The organism is Methylobacterium pseudosasicola (assembly GCF_900114535.1).
GTDB classification, from domain to species: Bacteria; Pseudomonadota; Alphaproteobacteria; order Rhizobiales; family Beijerinckiaceae; genus Methylobacterium; species Methylobacterium pseudosasicola.
The window spans coordinates 112,963-135,730 of record NZ_FOTK01000001.1 but is presented as its reverse complement, the minus strand read 5'-3'; the positions used below and the strand labels follow the sequence as shown (position 1 = coordinate 135,730).

At 69.3% G+C, this 22,768-nt stretch carries 22 protein-coding genes; 10 read left to right on the top strand and 12 right to left on the bottom strand.

The features are described from left to right. Positions 1-274: 274 nt before the first annotated feature. Positions 275-577, top strand: coding sequence for a hypothetical protein (locus tag BM228_RS00695; RefSeq protein WP_092036226.1), 303 nt, complete (start codon positions 275-277; stop codon positions 575-577). 48 nt (positions 578-625) lie between these two features. Further along, positions 626-1,117, top strand: coding sequence for a cache domain-containing protein (locus BM228_RS00690; protein WP_092036224.1), 492 nt, complete (start codon positions 626-628; stop codon positions 1,115-1,117). 10 nt (positions 1,118-1,127) lie between these two features. On the opposite strand, the gene BM228_RS00685 is transcribed toward BM228_RS00690, so the two are convergent. The 4 genes from BM228_RS00685 to BM228_RS00670 form a co-directional block, all read right to left on the bottom strand. Continuing rightward, positions 1,128-2,006 (bottom strand): SDR family oxidoreductase, encoded by an 879-nt coding sequence (locus BM228_RS00685; RefSeq protein WP_092036223.1) that lies wholly within the window; start codon positions 2,004-2,006, stop codon positions 1,128-1,130. Positions 2,007-2,271: 265 nt separating this feature from the next. Continuing rightward, positions 2,272-3,081 carry an exodeoxyribonuclease III gene (gene xth / locus BM228_RS00680; protein WP_092036221.1) on the bottom strand — a complete coding sequence of 270 codons (810 nt, stop codon included), beginning with the start codon at positions 3,079-3,081 and terminating at the stop codon, positions 2,272-2,274. A 241-nt stretch (positions 3,082-3,322) separates the two neighbouring features. Further along, on the bottom strand, positions 3,323-4,249 hold the full coding sequence (locus BM228_RS00675) for a LolA family protein (protein ID WP_092036219.1): 927 nt from the start codon (positions 4,247-4,249) through the stop codon (positions 3,323-3,325). Positions 4,250-4,394: 145 nt separating this feature from the next. Then, positions 4,395-7,817: a DNA translocase FtsK gene (locus BM228_RS00670; protein WP_092036217.1), complete on the bottom strand. Its 3,423-nt coding sequence runs from the start codon at positions 7,815-7,817 to the stop codon at positions 4,395-4,397. Between the two features lie 332 nt (positions 7,818-8,149). Between BM228_RS00670 and BM228_RS00665 the strand changes: the two genes are divergently transcribed. The 3 genes from BM228_RS00665 to BM228_RS00655 all read left to right on the top strand — a co-directional run bounded on the left by BM228_RS00665 (position 8,150) and on the right by BM228_RS00655 (position 10,993). Next, positions 8,150-10,225 (top strand): NAD(+) synthase, encoded by a 2,076-nt coding sequence (locus tag BM228_RS00665; RefSeq protein WP_425284882.1) that lies wholly within the window; start codon positions 8,150-8,152, stop codon positions 10,223-10,225. Positions 10,226-10,340: 115 nt separating this feature from the next. Then, positions 10,341-10,571: a hypothetical protein gene (locus BM228_RS00660; protein ID WP_092036215.1), complete on the top strand. Its 231-nt coding sequence runs from the start codon at positions 10,341-10,343 to the stop codon at positions 10,569-10,571. Between the two features lie 62 nt (positions 10,572-10,633). After that, a complete protein-coding gene (locus BM228_RS00655) occupies positions 10,634-10,993 on the top strand; it encodes a PilZ domain-containing protein (RefSeq protein ID WP_092036213.1) in 360 nt (119 codons plus the stop codon). A gap of 68 nt (positions 10,994-11,061) precedes the next feature. Here BM228_RS00655 and BM228_RS00650 read toward each other — a convergent pair whose 3' ends face one another. Then, positions 11,062-11,499, bottom strand: coding sequence for an HIT family protein (locus BM228_RS00650; protein ID WP_092036211.1), 438 nt, complete (start codon positions 11,497-11,499; stop codon positions 11,062-11,064). Positions 11,500-11,613: 114 nt separating this feature from the next. Here BM228_RS00650 and BM228_RS00645 point away from each other — a divergent pair, with 114 nt between their 5' ends. After that, the gene (locus BM228_RS00645) at positions 11,614-12,573 is read left to right on the top strand and encodes a cation diffusion facilitator family transporter (RefSeq protein ID WP_092036209.1); all 960 of its coding nucleotides are present in this window, start codon (positions 11,614-11,616) and stop codon (positions 12,571-12,573) included. A 179-nt stretch (positions 12,574-12,752) separates the two neighbouring features. Here BM228_RS00645 and BM228_RS00640 read toward each other — a convergent pair whose 3' ends face one another. Beyond that, positions 12,753-13,358: a DUF2239 family protein gene (locus BM228_RS00640; RefSeq protein WP_092036710.1), complete on the bottom strand. Its 606-nt coding sequence runs from the start codon at positions 13,356-13,358 to the stop codon at positions 12,753-12,755. Between the two features lie 81 nt (positions 13,359-13,439). On the opposite strand from BM228_RS00640, the gene BM228_RS00635 reads away from it, so the two are divergent. Both BM228_RS00635 and BM228_RS00630 read left to right on the top strand, forming a co-directional pair. Further along, positions 13,440-13,775, top strand: coding sequence for a GIY-YIG nuclease family protein (locus tag BM228_RS00635; RefSeq protein WP_092036207.1), 336 nt, complete (start codon positions 13,440-13,442; stop codon positions 13,773-13,775). Continuing rightward, positions 13,772-14,701: an alpha/beta fold hydrolase gene (locus BM228_RS00630; protein WP_092036205.1), complete on the top strand. Its 930-nt coding sequence runs from the start codon at positions 13,772-13,774 to the stop codon at positions 14,699-14,701. The genes BM228_RS00635 and BM228_RS00630 overlap by 4 nt, the downstream gene beginning before the upstream one ends. 561 nt (positions 14,702-15,262) lie before the next feature. On the opposite strand, the gene BM228_RS00625 is transcribed toward BM228_RS00630, so the two are convergent. The 6 genes from BM228_RS00625 to BM228_RS00600 all read right to left on the bottom strand — a co-directional run bounded on the left by BM228_RS00625 (position 15,263) and on the right by BM228_RS00600 (position 20,116). Continuing rightward, positions 15,263-16,117, bottom strand: a complete 855-nt coding sequence (locus BM228_RS00625; RefSeq protein WP_092036708.1) for an SDR family oxidoreductase — start codon at positions 16,115-16,117, stop codon at positions 15,263-15,265. A 17-nt stretch (positions 16,118-16,134) separates the two neighbouring features. Then, positions 16,135-16,314, bottom strand: a complete 180-nt coding sequence (locus BM228_RS00620; RefSeq protein WP_007566531.1) for a DUF1328 domain-containing protein — start codon at positions 16,312-16,314, stop codon at positions 16,135-16,137. A gap of 107 nt (positions 16,315-16,421) precedes the next feature. Further along, positions 16,422-17,795 (bottom strand): chloride channel protein, encoded by a 1,374-nt coding sequence (locus tag BM228_RS00615; protein ID WP_092036706.1) that lies wholly within the window; start codon positions 17,793-17,795, stop codon positions 16,422-16,424. A gap of 90 nt (positions 17,796-17,885) precedes the next feature. Continuing rightward, positions 17,886-18,329, bottom strand: a complete 444-nt coding sequence (locus BM228_RS00610) for a type II toxin-antitoxin system HicB family antitoxin (protein ID WP_092036203.1) — start codon at positions 18,327-18,329, stop codon at positions 17,886-17,888. A 54-nt stretch (positions 18,330-18,383) separates the two neighbouring features. Continuing rightward, entirely contained in the window at positions 18,384-18,590 is a 207-nt protein-coding gene (locus BM228_RS00605; protein ID WP_092036201.1) for a hypothetical protein, read from the bottom strand. Between the two features lie 137 nt (positions 18,591-18,727). Beyond that, positions 18,728-20,116, bottom strand: a complete 1,389-nt coding sequence (locus BM228_RS00600) for a deoxyribodipyrimidine photo-lyase (protein WP_092036199.1) — start codon at positions 20,114-20,116, stop codon at positions 18,728-18,730. Between the two features lie 530 nt (positions 20,117-20,646). On the opposite strand from BM228_RS00600, the gene BM228_RS00595 reads away from it, so the two are divergent. After that, complete coding sequence (locus BM228_RS00595) at positions 20,647-21,762, top strand: NHL repeat-containing protein (protein ID WP_092036197.1); 1,116 nt, start codon at positions 20,647-20,649, stop codon at positions 21,760-21,762. Further along, positions 21,759-22,763: an NAD(P)H-binding protein gene (locus BM228_RS00590; RefSeq protein WP_092036194.1), complete on the top strand. Its 1,005-nt coding sequence runs from the start codon at positions 21,759-21,761 to the stop codon at positions 22,761-22,763. The genes BM228_RS00595 and BM228_RS00590 overlap by 4 nt, the downstream gene beginning before the upstream one ends. Positions 22,764-22,768 lie beyond the last annotated feature (5 nt).

Here is a 22,768-nt window from a genome sequence, read left to right as displayed (position 1 = left end):
ACGAATAGTAAGAATTTTTTGTTGACCGCAGCATCCGATGTGGATCTACTGTCATCCATACCGTACATCCGCCCGGTCGGGCGTGGTTCGCCGGTGATCGCAAGATCCGGCGTGCTTTAACATTGATCAGCGGCTCCGCCGTGCGATCACGAGACTGACAACACCCGGACGAAACCGGGGTCTGCACGGGTTCTTGATCTCGGGAACAGGTCCGCGGCGGGCACGATCGGAGCGTGCCGGCGTCGCTCTCTCCATCGCGTCCGGGAGCCGGAAGATGTCAGATCTCTGTGTGATCGTCGATTACATCACCGAGGCCGAACACCACATCCGACAGGCGGAAGCCCTTCTGAAGGATCTCGAAGACGCCCAGTCCTGCGAGGCCCGGCGCCTGCGGGCCTGCATGTATATCGCCGCGATGAAGCGGCTGAAGCGTATGATCGAGACCCAGCAACCCGTGGACGCGATCGACGAGGCCCCGCGGCCGGCGGCGACCCTGTCCGCCCCGCCCCGGCTCCGCTGGTGGCCGGTCCCGAAGTTGGCGATCGAGACCGCGCTCTTCCGGCGCCGCACCGGTTAGGGCTCCGGGGCTCCGGCCGGATCGGGATGGACCGTCAGGGGCGCGACCATGCCCAAGCGAGTGCTGTTTCTCTGCCTTCCGATCCTGGCGCTGATCGTGATCCTGCCGACGCGGCCGGTGGTCGGGCGGGACGAGCGCGTCTCGGTCCATCAGGCGGTCGAGATCGAGACCCTGGTCAACGAGGCCGCCGAGACGATCGAGAGCCAGGGCCGGGCGGCGTTCGCGGCGTTCCGGCGCAAGGACAGCCGTTGGCGCTACGGCGACGTCTACCTGTTCGTGGTCGACATGCAGGGGATCGTGCTGTTCAACGCCGCCCATCCCAACCGCGAGGGCCGGGATCTGCTCCAGGAGCACGACGCGGCCGGCAAGCAGTTCCACAAGGACTTCATCGGCGTGGTGCGGGAATCCGGCTCCGGCTGGGTCGATTACATGTTCCCGCGGCCCCGGCGCAGCACGCCGGAGGTGAAGTGGAGCTACGTCTGCGGGACCAGTGTCGACGGCACCCCCGCGCTGGTGGGCGCGGGGGTCTACGTGGAGTGAGGCGTGCGCCTCACAGCATCGGCATGCCGCCGGTGACCGGCACCAGGGCGCCGGACATGAAGCTGCCCTCGCGCGAGGCGAGGAGCACGTAGGCGGGGGCGAGCTCCGCGGGCTGGCCAGCGCGGCCCAGCGGGGTCTGGCTGCCGAGCTCCTCCATCTGCTCGGGGCTCTTCACGATCGGCTGGATCGGGGTCCAGACCGGGCCGGGTGCCACGCAATTCACCCGGATGCCCTGGGGGGCGAGCAGGTTCGACAGCCCGATGGTGAGGCTCGCGATGGCGCCCTTGGTGGCGGCATAGATCAGCATGTTCGGGCCCGCGACCTTGGCCTGGACGCTGGTCGAGTTCACGATCGCCCCGCCCGGCTTCATGTGCGGCACGGCGGCCTGGGCGAGGTAGTACATGGCGAAGACGTTGGCCCGGAACGAGCCCTCGATATCGGCGGCGGTGAGGTCCTCGAGGCCCTCGTTGACCACCTGGGCGGCGGCGTTGTTGACCAGGATGTCGAGCCGCCCGAACGCCGCTAAGGTGCGCTCCACCAGCGTCCGGCACTGGGCCTCGTCGCGGATGTCGCCGGGCAGGAGCAGGCAGCGGCGGCCGGCTTTCTCGACCCAGGCCTTGGTGTCCTCAGCGTCTTCCTGCTCGACGTCGAGATAGGAGATCGCCACGTCGGCGCCTTCCCGGGCATAGGCGATCGCCACCGCCCGGCCGATGCCGGAATCGCCGCCGGTGATCAGCGCGACTTGGTCCGTGAGCAAACCCTTGCCGACATAGCTCTCTTCGCCGTGGTCGGGCCGCGGCGTCATCTTGGAGGTGAGGCCCGGCCGCTCCTGCTGCTGGTCGCCGGGAAACGGCGGCCGGGGCCCGGCCTCGCGGGGATCGTCGGTCATCGAAGCGGCTTCCTGAAGAATGGGGATCCCTCAGGATCTAGGGCCGCGGGCTGGGCCTCTCGCTGCGCCCGGCTGTCACAGACGCGCCGCGGCGCCTCAGAAGGCGCGGTCGCGGGCGGCGTGCGGACCGCCGTAGCGGCGGCGCAGGAAGGAGACGACCTTGGGAAGCAGGAGGGCGATCAGGATCTTGCGCATCGGGCCGGCTCGCATCGCGGGTTCGTGAACCGCCAATGCTCAGACGTGATGGCGGTTCCGTGCGGCCGAATCACAGCTCCAGGGTCAGGGTCACGGGGGCGTGGTCGGAGGGCCGCTCCCAGGCGCGGGCGTCGCGCAGGACCTCCACCGAGCGGACCGTGCCGGCGAGATCGGGCGAGACCCAGGCATGGTCCAGCCGCCGGCCCTTGTTGGCCGCCGACCAGTCCGGCGAGCGGTAGCTCCACCAGGTGTAGATCTTCTCCGGCTCCGGGGTGAGGTGGCGAGCCGTGTCGATCCAGCCGGCCTCCCCGCGCAGCAGCTCCAGGGCCTCGGTCTCGACGGGGGTGTGGCTCACCACGTCGAGGAGCTGCTTGTGCGACCAGACATCGTGCTCCAGCGGCGCGACGTTGAGGTCCCCCACCAGGATCGCCGGGCCGGAGACGCGCTTGCCGCCCCAGGCGCGCAGCTCCGCCAGGAAGTCGAGCTTGTGGGCGAACTTGGGGTTGAGCTCCCGGTCCGGCACGTCGCCGCCGGCCGGGACGTAGAAATCGTGCAGCACGATCCCCGAGGCCGCCCCCGCCTCCGGCCCGAGGACCGCGGAGATGTGCCGGGCATCCTGCTTCTCGCAGAAGCCCATCACGCCGCGGGTATGCAGGGGAAAGCGCGACAGGATCGCGACGCCGTTATAGCCCTTCTGGCCGGCGAACATGACGTTCTCGTAGCCCGAGCCGCGCAGGGCTTTCAGCGGGAAGGCGTCGTCCGGGCACTTGGTCTCCTGGAGGCAGAGCACGTCCGGCTTGTGCTCGGCCAGGAAGCGCAGGACCAGATCGATGCGCAGCCGCACCGAGTTGATGTTCCAGGTGGTGACGGACAGGCGCACGGGCGGGGTCTCAGGTTGGGGCTGACGGCTGGCGAATGGACAGAGCGGGCTCGGCGGCAAGCGCCGCGCTTTCCCCCTCCCCTCTGTGGGGAGGGGTCAGGGGTGGGGGTGGTGCAGGAGGGACCGCCGAGCCTCTTTCGGAACCACCCCCACCTCCAACTCCTCCCCACAAGGGGGAGGAGAGCGCGTCGCGCTTCCTGACCAACATGCTGGTTGGTCGAGACACGCCCCCGCCGATCGCTCAGTTGGGCTGCGTTTGCTGGATCTGCTGCTGCATCGCCTTGTCCTCGGCGCGCCCGTAATTGATGAAGAACAGGCTGCCGTCGACGGTCTTGGGCTTCTGCAGGTTCGAGAGCTGCACCGTGGTGATGTAGCCCTGCGGGTCGGTGATCCGCCACTGCGACAGGGTCTTCATCTCGGCATCGAAGAACAGCTGGATCTTCGAGGTGCCGCCCAGCGTCGCCCGGTCCTCCAGGCTGATGCGCACGCCGCCCGGATCGTTGGCGACATCGGTCACCGACAGATCGCGGGCGAGGTCGATTTTTTCGCGGAGCAGAAATTTCAGCGGCGTCTGGGCGATGAAGTAGAGGTCCTGGGTGGCGAGCTTGCGGTCGCGCACCGCCACGGAGGTGCCGTCGGCCACCACCTCCAGGGGCGAGGGCTGGTCGTAGTCGAAGCGCAGGCGGCCGGGCTTGGCGAGCGTCAGCTTGCCGCCGATCCGGCGGCCGTCCGCGCCGATCTGCATGAAGTTGCCCGTCAGGGTGTTCATCGCGTTGAAATAGGCGTTGGCCTGGGCGAGCACCGTCGCGGCGTCGGCCGGCTCGGACGGGGCCAACGCCGAGGGCGCGCCCACGGCGGCGACCTTGGGCTCGGTGGCCTTGTGATCGGACTTATCGGGACCCTTGCCGGGCTTGAGGCTGCCGGTCTTCGGCGCATCCTTGGAAGCGTCCTTGGCAGCCGAATCCTTCGCGGCGGGCTTGGCCGCCGGCTTCTTGACGGCCGGCGCGGGCGCCGCCGGGGCGGCCTCCGGCTCCGGGGCCGGCTCCTCCTTGCGGCCGAACAGGCTGTCGATGAACGCGCCGACCTGCGCCTGCGCCGGGGCGGCGGGGGCGAGCCACAGCCCGGCGGCGATCAGGGAGCCGGCTGTGCGGGTGCGGCGGCCGATCATCGGCAAAACCTCCTGGGCGCCCGGGCGGGCGCTCCGGCAGAAACGGGATGGACGGGGCTGAGCGTCGAGCGCTTTAGAGCCCCGCCCTGTGGCGAAGATGCGACGCGCCGGGCCGCGACCCCTCGGATCGCGGCCCGGAAGCGGCTCACTCGTCGTCGTACATCCCGCTCGAGGCGTGCGGCGCCCCGGCGACCAGGATGTCGCGCTTGCCGGCATGGTTGGCCGGGCCGACGATGCCCTCGATCTCCATCCGCTCCATGATCGAGGCGGCGCGGTTATAGCCGATCTGGAGCCGGCGCTGGATGTAGCTGGTGGACGCCTTCTGATCCCGCAGCACCACCTCGATCGCCTGCTTGTACAGGTCGTCGGACTCGCCCCCGGTCGCCGCCGCGAAGGCGCCGATGTCGAAGACCGGAGCCTCCTCGTCGGGCTCCTCCGAGCGCTCGACCTTCTCAGCCCTGGAACCACGCCCGGCCTTGCCCTCCTTGACGGGCTCCTCGGGGGTGTCGTCGGTGGTGACGGCGTCGAGGTAGCTCGGCCGGCCCTGGCGCTTGAGGTGGGCGACCACGCTCTCGACCTCGCTGTCCGAGCAGAACGGCCCGTGCACGCGCGTGGTGCGCCCGCCGCCCGCCATGAACAGCATGTCGCCCTGACCCAGAAGCTGCTCCGCGCCCATCTCGCCGAGAATGGTCCGCGAGTCGATCTTGCTGGTGACCTGGAAGGAGATGCGGGTCGGGAAGTTCGCCTTGATCGTGCCGGTGATCACATCCACCGACGGGCGTTGGGTCGCCATGATCAGGTGGATGCCGGCCGCGCGCGCCATCTGGGCCAGACGCTGGATCGCGCCCTCGATGTCCTTGCCGGCCACCATCATCAGGTCGGCCATCTCGTCGACCACGATCACGATGTAGGGCAGCGCCGAGAGGTCCATCGCCTCCTGCTCGAACACCGCCTCGCCGGTCTCGCGGTTGAACCCGGTCTGGACCGTGCGGGTGATGACCTCGCCGCGCTCGCGGGCCTCCTTCATCCGGCCGTTGTAGCCGTCGATATTCCGGACGGCGATCTTGGCCATCTTCTTGTAGCGCTCCTCCATCTCGCGCACGGCCCATTTGAGGGCGATCACCGCCTTCTTGGGGTCGGTCACGACCGGGGAGAGCAGATGCGGGATGCCGTCATAGACCGACAGCTCCAGCATCTTGGGATCGACCATGATCAGGCGGCATTCTTCCGGCTTCAGGCGGTAGAGCAGGCTGAGGATCATGGTGTTGATCGCCACCGACTTGCCCGAGCCGGTGGTGCCGGCGACCAAGAGGTGCGGCATGCGGGCGAGATCGGCGATGATCGGCTCACCGCCGATGTTCTTGCCCAGGCACAGAGCGAGCTTGTGCTTGCTCTCGTAGAAGTCGGGCGCCGAGAGCAGCTCCCGGAGATAGACCGTCTCGCGGGTCTCGTTCGGCAACTCGATGCCGATGACGTTGCGGCCGGGGACGACGGCGACGCGGGCCGAGACCGCCGACATCGAGCGGGCGATGTCGTCCGACAGGCCGATGACGCGGCTGGACTTAGTGCCGGGGGCCGGCTCCAGCTCGTAGAGGGTCACGACCGGGCCGGGGCGCACGGCCAGGATGTCGCCGCGCACGCCGAAATCCTGCACCGTCTGCTGGAGGTTGAGAGCGTTCTGCTCCAGCACGTCGGCGTCGACTTCCTCGGTGCCGTTCTCGTCCGGCAGGGCGAGCAGGCCGAGGGAGGGCAGCTCGTAATCCGCGTTCTCGACGCTGGCGATCTCCAGATGGCGGCCGGCCGGGATCAGGTGCGCCCGGGGGGCGACCATCGGCAGGGCGGGGGCAGCCGGGGCGGCGGGCGCCTCGACCGGCTCCGGCTCGGGGGCTGCCTCGAAGACGGGCGCCTCGAAAGCCGGCGCGTCCGGCTCGGGCTCCACCGGGGCGGGCTCGGGCTGCGGCGCCAGCTTGCCGCGCAGCAGGACCGTGCGCGGGGTCATCGGGACCACCACCCGCTCGGCCTCCGGGGCGAACCGGACCGGCTCAGCCCCCATCGGGGCGGCCGTCTCCGGCATGAACGCGGGGACGGGCTCGGACGCGGCCGGGGGCACCGGCGCGGGCAGGGTCGGCTGGCCGGCGGCGCGGATCGCCGCCCGGGCCGCCATGGCGCAGAGCGCGGGGGCGCGGCGGGGCGCCTCGGCGGCCGGCGCCGCGGGGGCAGCGGGCTCGGTCGCGGCGCTGCCGGGGCCGAAGACCAGGGCCAGGGCGGGCTTGGCCGGCAGGAACGCGTCGCGGATCGCGGCGGTCTCTTCGGCCTGGAGCTCGGCCTGCTGGCCGTTATCCTGGCCGTCGGCGGGACGCGGCGGCTGATCGAACCGCACGAGCCGGTCGAGGACGTAGACCGGGCGCGGCGGCTGCGGGGCCTCCTGCGGCATGACCGGGGCCGGCTCGGCCACCGGCAGAGCGGCGTCCGCGATCACCGGCGCCGCGGCCAGCGCCGCCTCGAGACCGGCATGGGCTGGCTGGGTCGCCAGTGCGGCCCAAGCCTCCACGGACGACCCGTCGCCGACATTCCAGTCGCTGCCGTCGAACCAGGGCTGGACCTCGGACCAATCCGGCAGGTCGGACCAGTCGCGGGCGGGCGCCTCGGCAGGAACCTCGGGCGACGCCTCGGCCGCAGCTTCAGCCACGACAGGCTCCGGCACCGAGACCGGGGCGATCGCCGCCGTGGAGGCGGCCAGCTCGACGCTCGGCCGCACCGGGCGGCGGTCCGGGGTGCGGAAGTAGCGGACGCCCGGGGGCGCCACGAACGGCTGGCGCCACAGCGGCACCACGTCCCCCGCCTCGATGGCCTCCGCCATCAGGGCTTCGGGCGCGGCAGACGCGGCGGCTTCGAGCCGGGCCTGCTCGGCCTGCTCGCGCTCGGCCCGCTCCCGGGCTTCCTGCTCGCGGGCGGCCCGCTCGGTCTCGACGGCCAGCGCCGCCGCCTGGGCCTCGGCGCGGGCGCGCTCCAGGGCGACGCGCTCGGCCTCCAGGGCGCGCTGGCGGCGTTCCTGCAGGACCGAATCCGGGGTGCGGGTCCAGCGCGCCGCCGGGGCGGCGGCCGCCTGGACGGGGGAAGCGGGCATCGCCTCCTCGGGGGCGATCGAGGCCGGCCGGCGCGGCTGGCGCACCAGCACGCCCGGGGTCGAGGCGCCGCGGTCGATCCGGCTCTCGAAGCGCGGCTCGTCGAGGGCGTCGAGGCTCGCCCGGTCGTCGAACACCTGGGTCGGCCAGACATGCTCGGGGGGCGCCGAGGCGCTGGCGCGCGGGCCGCGCTCGAAGCCCTCGCGTCCGACCATGGCGGCCGGGGCGGTCAGCCAGCTCGGCTCGGCCCGGCGGCCGGGAACGCCGTAAGCCGGACGGGCGGGCAGCCCGGCCGGGGAGCCGGACAGGCGGCGGGTCAGACTCGCCCGCAAGGCCATCAGCCGGTGCGCCAGGGCGCCGAGGGACAGGCCCGAACGGTCGCCGCCGCGGACCGGGCGGGCAGGGTCACGATGAGAGTACGGAGGCCGTCCCGATGCGCGCATGGGTTCTCGAACGATACTCGAAACAGGGATCCGCCGGTGGCCGGCGGGCTGCTCCGAGTTAGGCCGTTTGTCGTTAACGGAGGCTTTTCAGGGGGCCTCGGGCCGGAAACCACGTTGGGATTTTCGGCCTGTTCCCGGGGTACGTGGGGGCCAATCCAACACCGTCATTGCGAGCAGAGCGAAGCAACCCAGAGCAGCGCGCGTGTCCCGCAGGTGGCGGATCCCTGGGTTGCTTCGCTGCGCTCGCAATGACGGTGGAAGCGTATGCGTCGCCAGCGCGGTGCGGCGCACCATATGATACCGGCAGCCACCCCTCACCCGGACAGGCGCCCGTGACCCAGCCCATCCCCGAGCCTTCTGCCGACCCTAAGGCGCGCTTCCGGTCCCTGTACCGCCACGGCTTCGCCCGGGTGGCGGCCTGCACCGGGCGCAGCCATCCCGGGGATCCCGACCGCAACGCCGATTCGGTGCTCGCCCTCGCCCGGACCTGCCACGAATCGGGAGCGGCGCTCGCGGTCTTCACCGAGCTCGGGCTCTCGGCCTACGCGATCGAGGACCTGCTGCTTCAGCAGACCCTGCTCGACGCGGTCGAGGCTGCCGCCGCCCGGGTGGTCGCCGAATCGGCCGCCCTGCGGCCGCTGCTGCTGGTCGGCGCGCCCCTGCGCTGGCGCCACCGGATCTACAATTGTGCCCTGGCCATCCAGGGCGGCCGGCTGCTCGGGGTGATCCCCAAGGTCTTCCTGCCGAACTACCGGGAGTTCTACGAGAAGCGCCACTTCGCTTCCGGGGCCGGGATCGCGGGCGAGACCATCCGAGTCGCAGGCCATGAAGCGCCGTTCGGCATCGACCTGCTGTTCCCCGCCGAGGACCTGCCCGGCCTCGTGGTCGGGGTCGAGATCTGCGAGGACCTGTGGGTGCCGGAATCCCCCGGCATGCGGGCCGCGCTCGCCGGCGCCACGGTGCTCGCCAATCTCTCGGGCAGCCCGATTACCGTGGGCCGGGCCGAATCGCGGGCGCTGCTCTCCCGGGCGGCCTCGATGCGGGGGGCCTGCGCCTATGTCTACGCCGCCGCCGGCCAGGGCGAATCGACCACCGACCTGTCCTGGGACGGGCAGACCAGCATCGACGAGCTGGGCGTGCGGCTGGCCGAGGGCGAGCGCTTCCCCACCGGCCCAGTGGCGACGCTCGCCGATATCGACCTCGACCTGATCGCCCAGGACCGGCTCCAGGCCGGCAGCTTCGATGACAACGTGCCGGGTGCCCCCCTCCCCTATCGGCGGATCGGCTTCCGGCTCGACCCGCCGGCGGACGATCTGGGGCTGATCCGGCGGATCGAGCGCTTCCCGTTCGTGCCGGCCGACCCGTCCCGGCTCGCGCAGGATTGCTACGAGGCCTACAACATCCAGGTGGCCGGGCTCGCCCAGCGGCTGGAGGCCACCGGCACCCGCAAGGCGGTGATCGGCGTCTCCGGCGGCCTCGATTCGACCCACGCGCTGATCGTGATCGCCAAGGCGTTCGACCGTCTGGGCTACCCGCGCTCGGACATCCTGGCCTACACGCTGCCCGGCTTCGCCACCTCGGACGCCACCAAGGCCAACGCCCACGCGCTGATGACGGCGCTCGGCTGTACCGCCGCCGAGATCGACATCCGCCCGGCGGCCCGGCAGATGCTCGCCGATATGGGCCACCCGTTCGCGAAGGGAGAGCCGGTCTACGACGTGACCTTCGAGAACGTGCAGGCGGGCCTGCGCACCGATTATCTGTTCCGCCTGGCCAACCAGGCAGGTGGGCTGGTGATCGGCACCGGCGACCTCTCGGAGCTGGCGCTCGGCTGGTGCACCTACGGCGTCGGCGACCAGATGAGCCACTACGCGGTCAATACCGGCGTGCCCAAGACGCTGATCCAGCACCTGATCCGCTGGGTGATCAGCCACCGGGAGGTCGGCGCGGACGCGAACCACATTCTCCAGGCGATCCTCGACACCGAGATCTCTCCCGAGCTGGTGCCGGTGGACCCGGACGACAGCCCACAGAGCACCGAGGCTACGATCGGCCCCTACGCGCTCCAAGATTTCAACCTGTTCTACACGCTGCGCTACGGGTTCCGACCGTCGAAGATCGCGTTCCTGGCGCTCCACGCCTGGGGCGACATCGACCGCGGGCACTGGGCGCCGGACTTCCCCGAGGCCAAGCGCATCGCCTACGACCTGCCCGAGATCCGGGGCTGGCTGGGGGTGTTCCTCAACCGGTTCTTCGGCTTCAGCCAGTTCAAGCGCTCGGCCCTGCCCAACGGCCCGAAAGTCTCGGCCGGGGGCTCGCTCTCGCCCCGGGGGGACTGGCGGGCGCCGTCGGACGGCTCGGCGCGGATCTGGGTCGCGGAGCTGACGCGAAACGTCCCTGAAACTTGACCGTCACAAACTCGACCGATTGTGCCATTATGAGCACGGTCAAGCCGAATCTGTCTGCTGCCAATCTGGTATTGGACAGGTTCGACGGTCGGGGCGGCCAAGCGGAGGGACTCCGATGCGAAGCTACAACCTGTTCCAGCTCAAGGGTGTCGAAGGCCTCTGCTGCGCGGTGCCGGAAGCCAGCACCGTCCCGCCCTTCATCGGTGCAGGCCGCTGGACCTTCGGGGGCAAGCTCGACGGCGCCAGCCAACCACCGCTGGATTTCGACGACCGGGCCGCCGACACCGCCGTGCGCTTCAACGGCTTCTACCTGTTCCAGACGATGGACCGGCGCTTTATCGGCTGAATAGCCCCCAGTACGGTATCGCCGCCAGGATTTCTTAAGAGCTGCCCGGCAGACTGGTCCGCATGACGGATCAACGCAGAGAAACGCGCCAGAGGGTATTCCTCAAGGGGCGCATCGTCTTCAACAACGGCTCGTCGAGCTTCGACTGCCTGGTCCGCGACCTGTCGAGCCTGGGCGCCCGGCTGATCATGAGCGACGCCACGACCCTGCCGCAGGTGTTCGACCTGTACATCCCGCAGAAGGACCGGACCTACCGGGCCAGCCTGTGCTGGCGCCGGGAGGACGGAATCGGCGTCGTGTTCGAGGAGCCGGCCCGCGCGGCCCCGGCCGCCCTCGACACCGAGGCCGCCCTGCGCCAGCGGATCGGCGAACTCGAGGCCGAGAACGCCGCCCTGCGCCGCCTCATCGCCAGCGCGGCCTGAATTGGGTTCCCAAAGGGCAAGCCCTTTGGCGGGGTTCAGGGGCGGAGCCCCGATGAAGCCGTCTTAGGCTATGGCTCAGCCTCCAGAGCCGCCCGGATCCGCGCCGCGTGCTCGGCCAGCACGGCGTTGTCGGCCATCCCGCCCTCGTGGCGCTTGAGCGGCACGCCCTCGCGCCGGGGGATGATGTGGACGTGCAGGTGGAACACGGTCTGCCCGCCCGCCGGCTCGTTGAACTGGAACAGGGTCAGCCCCTCGGCCTGGAACGCCGCCTTCACGGCCCGGGCGACCTTTTGGACGCTCACGATCAGGGCCGACAGGGCGGCCGGGTCGGCATCGAGCAGGCCGCGCGAGGGCGCCTTCGGGATCACCAGGGTATGCCCATCGCCCTGGGGCATCACGTCCATGAAGGCCAGGGTATCGGCGTCCTCGTAGACCCGGTGGCACGGGATCTCCCCCCGCAGGATCTTGGCGAAGATGTTGTCGGGGTCGTACTGCGCGTCGGCCATGTTTCCTCCGAGCCTTCCGGACTGATCTCAGCTTGCACAGGGCACATGCGCGCGTCCACACGGGAACCGGCGCCGCACAGGAGCGCTTGGGTCGCGGCAAGCAGGGAGGCCGGGATGGCGCACGAGAGCACGGGGGCGATCTACGCGGCGGCGGGGGCGAACCTCGCCATCGCGGCGGCGAAGTTCGTCGGCGGGGCGCTGACCGGCTCGACCGCGATGCTCGCCGAGGGCGTGCACTCGGTGGTGGACACCGCCAACCAGGTGCTGCTGCTGCTGGGGATGAAGCGGGCGAAGAAGCCGGCCGATACCCGCCACCCGTTCGGCTACGGGCGCGAGATCTACTTCTACGCCTTCGTGGTCGCGCTGATGATCTTTTTAGGCGGCGGCCTGTTCGCGGTCTACGAGGGCATCGAGCGGGTCCGCCACCCCTCGCCGGACGCGGACGCCCACCTGTTCGGCTACACGGTGCCGGGGATCTGGGTGAACGTCGCGATCCTGGGCTTCGCCATCGCGGCCGAGGGCGTGTCCTGGATCGTGGCGATGCGCCAGTTCTGGGCCGAGAAGGGCAAGAGCTCGGCGATGCGGGCGATCCGGCGCAGCAAGGATCCGACCCTGTTCACGATCCTGGCCGAGGACACCGCGGCGCTGATCGGCCTGCTGATCGCGTTTGCGGGCGTCGTCCTGGCCTACTGGCTGGATAAGCCGAGCCTCGACGGCTGGGCCTCGGTGGGCATCGGCTTCGTGCTGGTCGGCATGGCGGTGTTCCTGATGATCGAGACCCACGGCCTGCTGATCGGCGAGGCGGCCGACCCGGCCGTGGTGGCGGCGATCTCCGAGCTGGTGCGCGCCGAGCCCGGCGTGCTCCACCTCAACGAGGTCCTGACCCAGCATCTCGGCCCCACCGACATCCTGGTGAATCTCAGCATCGACATGGCCGACGACCTCAGCGCCGGCGAGGTCGAGAGCCTGGTGACGCGGCTCGACCGGGCGCTGAAGCAGCGCAACCCGGAGGTGACGCGGGTGTTCATCGAGATCCAGACCCAGGCCGACCACGCGGTGCGGGCGGCGGCGTGAGGAGGGGTTGCTCGCGCCCATCGTCATTGCGAGCGCAGCGAAGCAACAACGTGATCGAAACAGGCCGCTTGGTTCCGTCTGCTTAGGGTAGGTTTTCGGAATGTCGGCTTTCTGATGGGGATCCTGAAAAGCTGACGTTGCTCGGGGCGGACCTCAGCTATCCGCGGCACGTCGTTGGCTCAGGTGAGAGCTGCGAGCTTCAGCGCATGGTCTCGGATGTCCGGTGGCCATTCTGCCATGCGGTCTGCAAAGCTGTCGGCATCCCCGGCGAAGAGCGCTCGGATCACGTCCTCAAACCCAGGTAGATCCCCAGCCAACGCCGAAAGGAAGCGGTAGGAGGCCTCTCTCGCTGCCTTCATCCGGGTCTGCCCGCCATCTGCCCGCCGCGCTTCGTCAACGAGGCGCCGCAACGCTTGCGATGCCCCTCCTGGCTGGGATGCAAGCCACTCCCACTGACGGGGAAGCAGCGTCACCTCGCGAGCGATGACCCCGAGCTTCGGGCGACCCCGGCTCCTTGGAGCACCATCGGGATCCGGTCGGCTCTCGACGGTGCTGGTGGCGTCTCCTGCAGTCGCGAGTTCGGCGAACCGTGCGGTGATATCCGCCTCGGTTCCACGCAGATCGAGGTCGATGACGGCACCCGACCTATCGTCGAAGATCAAGATCGGATCGCCTTCTTCCGCCGCCCGCTCTTTCGCGGCGAGGGCCACGTCGTTCAAGGGACCGCTGGCGAGCCGCCGCACGCCCACAAACGCGGTGACCGTCCTCATAGGGTCTTCTGGCATGGCACCGTCAATTTTACCCGGGTGATATTGCGTCAGCATGATGCCTTCGATAGCGTCGCGGTCAATCTGCGAGGGCACGCGATGAGAACGGAAGACCGAAAGGCGGCCTTGAACGCCTACAAGGAGCGGACGGTCGAAGGTGGCATCTACGCCGTCCGCTGCGTGGCGTCCGGTGAGGTTTGGGTCGGCGGCGCGCCCGACCTCTCCAAGATCCAGAACCGCCTCTGGTTCACCCTCCGGCAGGGCACGAACACGCACCGGTCGCTCCAGAGCACGTGGAATGCGCATGGAGCGGAGGCGTTCAGCTTCGAGATCGTCGAGCGGTTGGACGCTGAAGAGATCGGGTACGTCCGCGACCGGGTGATGAGGGAGCGCCTCATCCAGTGGGCGGAGCAGCTCCGGGCCGTCCGGATATGAGCCCGGAGCTCAGGTCTGCCCATCTGGCGGCCAACGGCATCACCCTGGCCTATGATAGCTTCGGTGACGAGGCGGCTGAGACGATCCTCCTGATCGCTGGGCTCGGTACGCAGATGATCCGCTGGACCGCTCCCTTCTGCCGTGAACTGGTGACGCGCGGCTATCGTGTCGTGCGGTTCGATAACCGGGATACAGGACGCTCGACCCACTTCACTGAGCACGGCGCAATGGACTTTGCGACCTTGGTCTCGGCGCTCGCCGAAGGACGGCGGCCGGAACTCGCCTATACGCTCGACGACATGGCCTCGGACGCGCTCGGCCTGCTCGATGCCCTGTCCATCCGCCGAGCCCACATCGTCGGCCGCTCGATGGGCGGCATGATCGCCCAGATCCTGGCGAGCGAGCACCCGTCCCGCGTTCTCTCGCTCACCTCGATCATGTCGGCCACGGGCAATCCGGTCATGCCGTCGGCCGAACCCGACGCCATGACGATGATGATGCGTCCCGCCCCCGATCCCGTCTCGGACGAGGCAGGTTTCCTCGATCACGGCGTCGCCTTCGCGCGGCGCATCGCGGGCACCGGTCATCCCTTCGACGAGGAGGCCTGCCGTGCGCTCCTCTGGGAGGAGGTTCGGCGAGGCCGTGCGTCGGGTGGGTTCGGGCGCCAGCTCGCAGCGGTTGGGGTGGCTGGCGACCGCCGGTCACGGCTCGCCGCGATCACGGCGCCGACACTGGTCATTCACGGAACGGACGATCCTCTCTTCCTGCCTGCCTGCGGCGAGGACACCGCGGCCTCGATCCCGGATGCGAAGATGATGATGATCCCCGGGATGGGGCATGATCTGCCGCCATCCTTGTACCGGGCCATCGCCGATGCGATCGAGCAAAACGCGCGCCGTTCAAGCAACTCGGCATCAGGAGAGTAGAAGGGCGCGATCCCAAGGGTTCGAGCGACCGCTTTCGAGGATGCGGTTGTGCCGTTCCGATGGCGTTGTCGGGTCGCAAGCAACCCGCCCTCGCGATATGTACCGAACGTCGATTCTGACCATCAGAGACACGCCAAGGGCTTGATATCGTGCGCCGCCTTGGGCTGCTCGCTGCGCTGGCAAAATGACGATCTTTGACGTGACTGCGACAAACATTCCGAGACGTCTGCGTCATCGGTCTTCGAAGGCGGATCCCACGCATCGCGTGGCCGGCTGAAGGGCTCCTTCGCGGCCTCCGCTTTGCTGCATCGCCTCAGGATCAGAGTGCGGATGGGAGTTTTGACTGTACAAATGCTTGTGCACACGAAGCAGCGCCCATCACCGATAGGGGATCAGAGCTCCATGCGCAGCGTCACAGGCAGATCCACCGGATCCCTCGCTGAGCGCGTAGCCGCCCTCCGACGGTGGGCCGTCGCGAAGGCGGCAGGAAATCCGCAGTCGCCGCTGAGCCAGGAAGAACGCGACACCCTGTGGGGTGCGTAACGACCTTCCAAAACCCGCCTAGCCGCCCAGTCCCACCTGCGCGAGGCTCAGCGCCCAGACCCGCTCCTGCACGGATTCATCGCGGCTCTCGGCGGAGGATTGCTTCGGCCGGGAATGCGAAAAATAGCGGCCGGTGACACCGTCGAGCTCGGGGGCGGTCGCCACGTGGAGCGAGGTCTCGGCGCCCTTGTCGGGCCGAGTCAGGAAGGGGCGCATCAGCGACCAGGCGGTGCCGAACAGGCCGCCGGTGTTCTTGGCGAAGCCCGTGTTGATCACCCCCGGATGCAGGGCGTTGACCGTGATGCCGTCGGCCTTCACCCGCCGGGCAAGTGCATAGGTGAACAGCACGTTGCCGAGCTTGGCCTGGGCATAGGCCCGCATCGCGCCGTAGCGCCGGGCGCCCTCGATGTCGGCGAAGTCGATATGGCCCCGGTAATGCGCCGCCGAGGCGACGTTGACGATCCGCGGCTTGGCGCCAGCCGCCGCCGAGGCTTTCAAGGTGTCGAGGAGTTCCAGCGTCAGCAGCACGTAGCCGAGATGATCGAGGGCCCAGGTGCGCTCGATGCCGTCGACCGTGAGCTCCCGCCGGTCGAAGATCGCCCCGGCATTGTTCACCAGGACGTCGAAGTGGGGATAGGTCTCGCGCAGGGACGCGGCGAGCCGGCGGATCTCGGCCTGCGCCGACAGGTCCGCGACATGCGGATCCACCACGGCGCCCGGCACGGCGGCGCGGATCCGCTCGGCCGAGGCCCGCGTCTTCCCGGGATCGCGGCCGACGATGGCGACCCGCGCGCCCTTGCGCGCGAGCCCCAGGGCGGTCTCGTAGCCGATGCCGTTGGTCGCCCCGGTGACGAGGCAGACCCTGTTCCGCATCGCGTCCGCCATGCGGCTCAGAACACCGCCTGCCCGACCGCGAAGGCGATGACCACGATCACGATGGCGACCAGCAGGAACAGGCCGAACAGGATGCGCGCCAGCGAGCCCGCGCCCGAGGCGATGCCGGTGAAGCCGAGGCCGCCCGCGATCAGCGAGATCACGAAGCAGATGAGGGCCCATTTCAGCAAGGTCATCGCGTCACTCCGGAAGCGCCCAAGGCATGGGCGAACAACAATCGATCCCTCAACCGGCCGCAAGCGAGACCGTTCCGCGACCAACCTGTTGCAACAGCCTTTTATTCTTACGCCGTCTTGGTCACCGGCTGTGCCGGAATGTCGGCGCGTTCCAGCATCAGCTCGGCGAGCGTGTGGTAGAGGCCACCGCGGCAGACCGCCTTGGAGGCCGCGTCGGCGATCAGCGCCGCGATCATCAGCGGGATCATCATCGTGTGGTTCTGGGTCATCTCGGTGACGATGACGAAGCTGGTGATCGGCGCCTGGAGCACGCCGGTGAGGTAGGCGACCATCCCGATCAGCACGAGGGCGCCCACCGGCATGTCCGGCAGGACGCTATGCACCGTCCCGCCGATCCCGGCGCCCACCGCGAGCGACGGCGCGAACAGGCCCCCCGGGATGCCGCTGATCGAGCTGAGCACCGTGGCGGCGAATTTCAGCGGCGCGTAGGTCCAGCCGGCGGTCGTGTCGCCGTGCAGGATCGCCCGGGCCTCCTCGTAGCCGGTGCCGTAGGCGGTGCCATGGGAGGCGAGCCCGCACAGGGCGACGCATAGGCCGCACAAGGCTGCGAACACCACCGGCCGCGCCCCGATCAGCCGGCCGGCCGCCCCCGGCAGGCCCCGGGCGAACAGGATCACCAAGCGGCTGAACAGCCCGCCGGCGAAGCCGCCCAAGCCGGCGAGCAGCGGCACGATCCAGCCGGCGGCCAGCGGCAGCTCTGCCTGGCTGGTGCCGAAATAGGTGTAGTTGCCGAGCAACCAGAGGGAGGTGAGGCCCGCGGCCACGATCCCGGCGACGATCAGACCCGACGAGCGCGCCTCGTAGGCCCGGCCCAGCTCCTCGATGCCGAACACGATCCCGGCGAGCGGGGTGTTGAACGCCGCCGCGACCCCGGCCGCGCCGCCCGCGAGCAGCAGCCCCGGCAGACGGTCCGGCGTCAGGCGGCCGAAGGCGGCCATGATCGCGGCGCCGACCTGCACGGTCGGCCCCTCGCGCCCGGCCGAGGCCCCGCAGAGCAGGCCGAGGAACAGCACCAGCACCTTGCCGCAGGCGACCCGGGGCGAGATCAGCGAGAACCGGAAGCGCGCATCCCGGGCATGCCGGGCGGCGATCACCTGCGGGATGCCGGACCCTTGCGAATTCGGGAATACCGTCCGGGCGAGCAGGGCGGCGAGCGCGAAGCCCGCGGGGGTGAGCACCAGGGCGATCAGCGGCGAGGGCGCGGTGAGCCGCCGGAACCCGTCCTGCGCGAGATCGGCGCCCTTGGCCATCAGCACCGCGGCCAACCCGACGCAGATGCCCCCCGCCAGGAACAGCAACCGCCCCCGCCAGAGCGGATAGGCCTCGAGCGAGGCCGAGCGCAGCCGCGTGATCGAGCGGCGGTAGCGGGACCGTTTCGGGCCGGCGGCATTGGGCTCGATCGTCGTCGCTGCGTCCCGCATCTCGGTCATGAAAGAGCACTTCGTCCGCACAGCCGGAACATGCGGTATAGCGTGGCTTGCGGGGAATGGGGCGCCCCTCTCTCCACGCCGCTACGCCGGCACGGCGCCGACCGTCAGCCGATGCCCGAACACGACCGCGGCGGCGGCCAGCCGGTCGAGGCCGGTCGGGTGATCGGGATCGAGGACGCGCCGCGCCTCCCGCTCGTCGACATCGAGCAACTTCGCCAGGGCGACCTTGGACAGGCCCGAGTTGCGCCACAGCACATAGATCGTCGCCTTGGCGGCGAGTGCCGGAGCGAGGGTGATCCGGTGCAACGCCTCGGCCGCGGCGACAGCCGCCGGGGGCGGCTCCAGATCCATGCCGAATTGGATTCGCCCCCGCACCGCCGCGTCCAGGGCCTGCACCATCTCGGCGAGCGCCTCGGCCTCGTCGGCGCCGAACGCGACGGCGTCGGGCATCGCCGCCGCATAGGCCCCGACCGAGCCGTCCTCCTCGCGCTTGAGCGCGACCGCGTAAGTCCAATGAAAATCCATGGTCGGACCTCCGTCCGTGCGAGGGGCCGAAGTGAGACGGGGCGACACGCGTGCCTAGAAGGCATCGGGGTCGATCTCCAGCTGCTTCAGGATCCGCTTGAACCAGAGAGGCTTGAGCTCGCCGCTCTGCACAGTGGTGGTCCTGTCGCCGACCTTGACCGTGTAGTGCGACTCCTTTCCCTTATCCTTCAGCAGGTCGAAGGCGAGTCCGTTCTTCCTGGCGAAGCGCCGCAGATCCCGGATGAGATCCTCTCGCTTCATGCCCCATCTCCGTTTCGACGGGGGCAGCATCGGACATCCTTGTCCGAACATCAAGCCGGAGCGGACATCCGTGTCCGATTTTTCGGCGACACGTTTTCCAGCGGTGCCTCGAGCAGGACCTGCCTGGACGTAGCCCCTCACCCCTCTGCCGCGCACAACCGCTCCACCGCCTTCACATACCCCTTCGCATCGAACTTCTTCAGCGAGTTCTCGCTCTGGTAGCGGACCGTGCCGAAGATCGGGCGGCGCTGCCAGGGGCGGTCGTGGAGGCCGTAGACCCAGGCGACGTTGGTGAAGGAATTGGGGTCGCGCCCGTCCAGGAAGTAGCGGTTGTTGAGCCGGAGCGTCCGGGCGAAGCCCTCCTTGGGCGAGGGCGACCATTCCAGGATCTTCTTGCCCCAGTACATCCGCAGCTGGTTGTGCATGTAGCCGGTCTCGCGCATCTCGCGCATCGCGGCGTTCCAGTAGAGGTCGTGGGTCTCGCCGGCCGCGAGCTGCTCTTCCGAGTATGCGTGCGGGCGCTTGTCCTCGGCCTGCTCGGCCAGCGTCTTGCGCGCCCAATCCGGCACGGCCTTGTCGTAATCGTCGTAGCCCTCCGTGTAGAAGACGTGGTTCATGGCGAGCTCGCGCCGGACGATCAGCTCCTCCAGATAGGCGCCGCGATCGTCGTCGTCGCCGGCCTTGGCCTCCCGCACCGCCAGGGCGATCTCCACGGGCGAGATCTGGCCGAAATGCAGGAACGGGCTCATGTGCGAGGCGGCCGACGCCTCCGGCCTGTTGCGGCCGTTGCCGTAGCCCTCGAACCCGTCCTTCAGGAACGCCTTCAGTCGCTTGCGAGCCTCGGTCTCGCCGCCGATGAAGCGCTTCACCGGCCCGACCACCCGGTCGAGGCTCATGCCGGCGAGCACCGCCTCGGGATCGGAGACGTCGATCTCGCCCTTGGGCGTCACGTCCTTCGCGGCATGCTTGAGCTTGGGCGGGCGCAGGTCGGCGATGAACGGATCCCAGAGCCGGTTCAGCTTCGGCCGGAGCGTCCGGGCGGCGAATTCGTGCTTGTTCGAGGCGGTCTCCACCGGCACGACCACGTCGCCCTCGACCTGGACGATCCGGGTCTTCACCGCCTTGGTGATCTCCCGGTACCAGCCCTTCTGAATGGCCAGGTAGCCCCGGTCGAGCACCAGCAGGGCCGCTTCCTTAGCGAGGTCGATGGCGATCTTCGCGGGCGAGCACTTGCGCATCACGAAGCCGATTCCGCGCTTTTCCAGCCCCGCCTTCGCATCCGCGAGCCCCTGGAGCAGGAAAGCGTAGTGCCGGGCATTGGCCTCGGGGAATCCGCTCTTGCCGTCGAGCAGGCCGAAACAGGCGATCACCGGCAAGTCGAGGCGGTTCGCCTCCTCGATGGCGAGCTCGAGGGCCGGGTTGAACCGGGCCCGGTTAGCCTGCTGCAGGAGATACAGGACGTAACGCCCGTCCGCCCGCGGCTCGACATCGTTGAGAACCCGGATCCGCTCACCCTGAATCGCCATATTCGCACGCACGCTTTCTTCACTTGGATCAAGAGTAACTTCGCCAGAGAGCTAGAGCGGCTATCGAATTCGTCCGTTCATCGTCCCGTTATGAAATGCCGCAGTGAAATCGTCGGCCGGCAGCGGATGCGGTACGGTGAAATCAGGATTTCCAAGGGTTTAGGGTCGATTTTGTCGGTCGATCGCGCACGAGATCTGTTCTCCGAGGCACCGGTACCGCTGCGGCATTTTCGACACAACGCCTCGCCGATCCCTCTGACGTCGCAAAAAAGGACAGCCTTTCTGTCCTGGTGGTCTTGCAATTTTCTGCGATGCGCGCAGATTGTGCAGCGCGGGATGGCGATGGCGTCGCGGTCCCGCTGCCCTTCTTGGGCGTTTCCTCCCTAGACTTCGGGCCGCTCCTTCGGGAGTGGCCTTTTTTCTTTTCAGGGCTCCTTCTGTCACCCGGGCGCGGTCGACCGGCTGGTCGCGGACCGCGCGGGACGCCATGCTGGCGTCGAGCGCCGGGACAGGCGCCGGGAGGACACGCCATGAGGATTCTTTCCGCTTCGCTGCCGGCTTTGGCCTGCCTGCTCGCCCTCGCGGGCCCCGCCGCCGCGGAGGCGCCGCGCTTCCAGGTCGACCCGTCCTGGCCGAAACCGCTGCCGAACGACTGGATCCTGGGCCAGGCCTCCGGCGTCGCCGTGGATGCGCAGGACCATGTCTGGGTGGTCCAGCGGCCGCGCACGCTCACCGACGACGAGAAGGCCGCGAGCCTCGACCCACCGCGCAGCAAATGCTGCAAGCCCGCCCCGCCGGTGCTCGAATTCGCCCAGGACGGCACCCTGCTGCGCAGCTGGGGCGGCCCCGGCGAGGGCTACGACTGGCCGACCAACGAGCACGGTATCCAGATCGACGAGAAAGGCTTCGTCTGGATCGCCGGCAACGGCGACCAGGACGGCCAGCTCCTGAAGTTCACGGCCGACGGCACGTTCGTCCTGCAGATCGGCAAGTCCGGCCCGCAGACCGACAGCCGCGACACCAGCCGCCTGGGCAAGCCCGCCAATGTCGATTTCGACGGGGCGGCCAACGAGGTCTACGTGGCGGACGGCTACTACAACCACCGCATCATCGTGTTTGACCGGGACACCGGGGCGTTCAAGCGGATGTGGGGGGCCTACGGCAAGCCGCCCACCGACGACAAGCTCGGCCCCTACGACCCGGCCGCCGCCCCGCGCCAGCAATTCGCCAACCCGGTCCATTGCGTGCGCATCGCCCAGGACGGGCTGGTCTATGTCTGCGACCGCACCAACAACCGGATCCAGGTGTTCCGGAAGGACGGCAGCTTCGTGAAGGAGTTTTTCGTCGAGCCGAACACCCGGGCCAACGGCTCGGTCTGGGAGCTGGCCCTGTGGCCCGACGCCGATGAGACCTACCTGCTCAACGCCGACGGAGCCAACAACGAAGTCCGCACCCTCGAGCGGGCCACCGGCGCGACAGTCGGCGCCTTCGGCCGCAACGGTCGCATGGCCGGCCAGTTCCACTGGGTCCACAACCTCGCGGTCGATTCCCAGGGTAACGTGTTCACCACCGAGGTCGACACCGGCAAGCGGGCGCAGAAGTTTTTGGCGGTGGGGAGTTTCGTGCTGCGCAAGCGGGTGCCGTGAGGGCGGATCGGCCGGAGAGCCCTGGCCCCCGGCGCGTCCTCGTCCTGGGCGGCACCGGCACGATCGGCCGCGCGACGGTGCGGGCGCTGGCGGCGCGCGGTCACGCGGTCGTCTGCCTCGTCAGACGCCGCGACCCATCAGGGCCGGCGGATCCCGTCCCGTTGCCCACGGGGGTCACCGCGCGGGTCGCGGACGTGACCGATCCGGCCTCCCTCGCCCGTGACGGCATCCGAGGCGAGCCGTTCGACGTCTTGGTCTCGTGTCTCGCCTCGCGCACCGGGTTGCCCGACGATGCCTGGGCGATCGACTATCAGGCGCAACTGAACGCACTGGAGGCCGCAAAGGCAGCCGGCGTCACGCAGGTCGTCCTGCTCTCGGCGATCTGCGTCCAGAAGCCGGTCCTCGCCTTCCAGCACGCCAAGCTGGCGTTCGAGCGGGTGCTGATGGACTCGGGCCTCGCCTACACGATCGTGCGGCCGACCGCGTTCTTCAAATCGCTCTCGGGGCAAATCGACCGCGTGAGGCGCGGCAAGCCGTTCCTGGTCTTCGGCGACGGGATGCTGACCGCCTGCAAGCCGATCAGCGACGATGATCTGGGCCGCTACCTCGCGGACTGCATCGACAACGAGGACCGGCGCAATCGCGTTCTCCCGATCGGTGGACCGGGTGACGCGATCACCCCGAAGGCGCAGGGCGAGAACCTGTTCGCGCTGCTCGGGCGCGAGCCGCGCTTCCGGCACGTGCCGGTGGCGCTGCTGGACGGGATCATTGCCGTCCTGGCCACGCTCGGGCGATGGGTCCCGGCCCTGGCCGCCAAGGCCGAGTTGGCCCGCATCGGGCGCTACTACGCCACGGAGTCGATGCTCGTGCTGGATCCGGCCACGGGCCGCTACGATGCGAACGCCACGCCCTCGACGGGGTCGGACACGCTGTTCGCCTATCACGCCCGGGTCGTCCGGGGCGAGGCCGTCGCTGAGCGCGGCGACCACGCCGTGTTCTGAGGCCC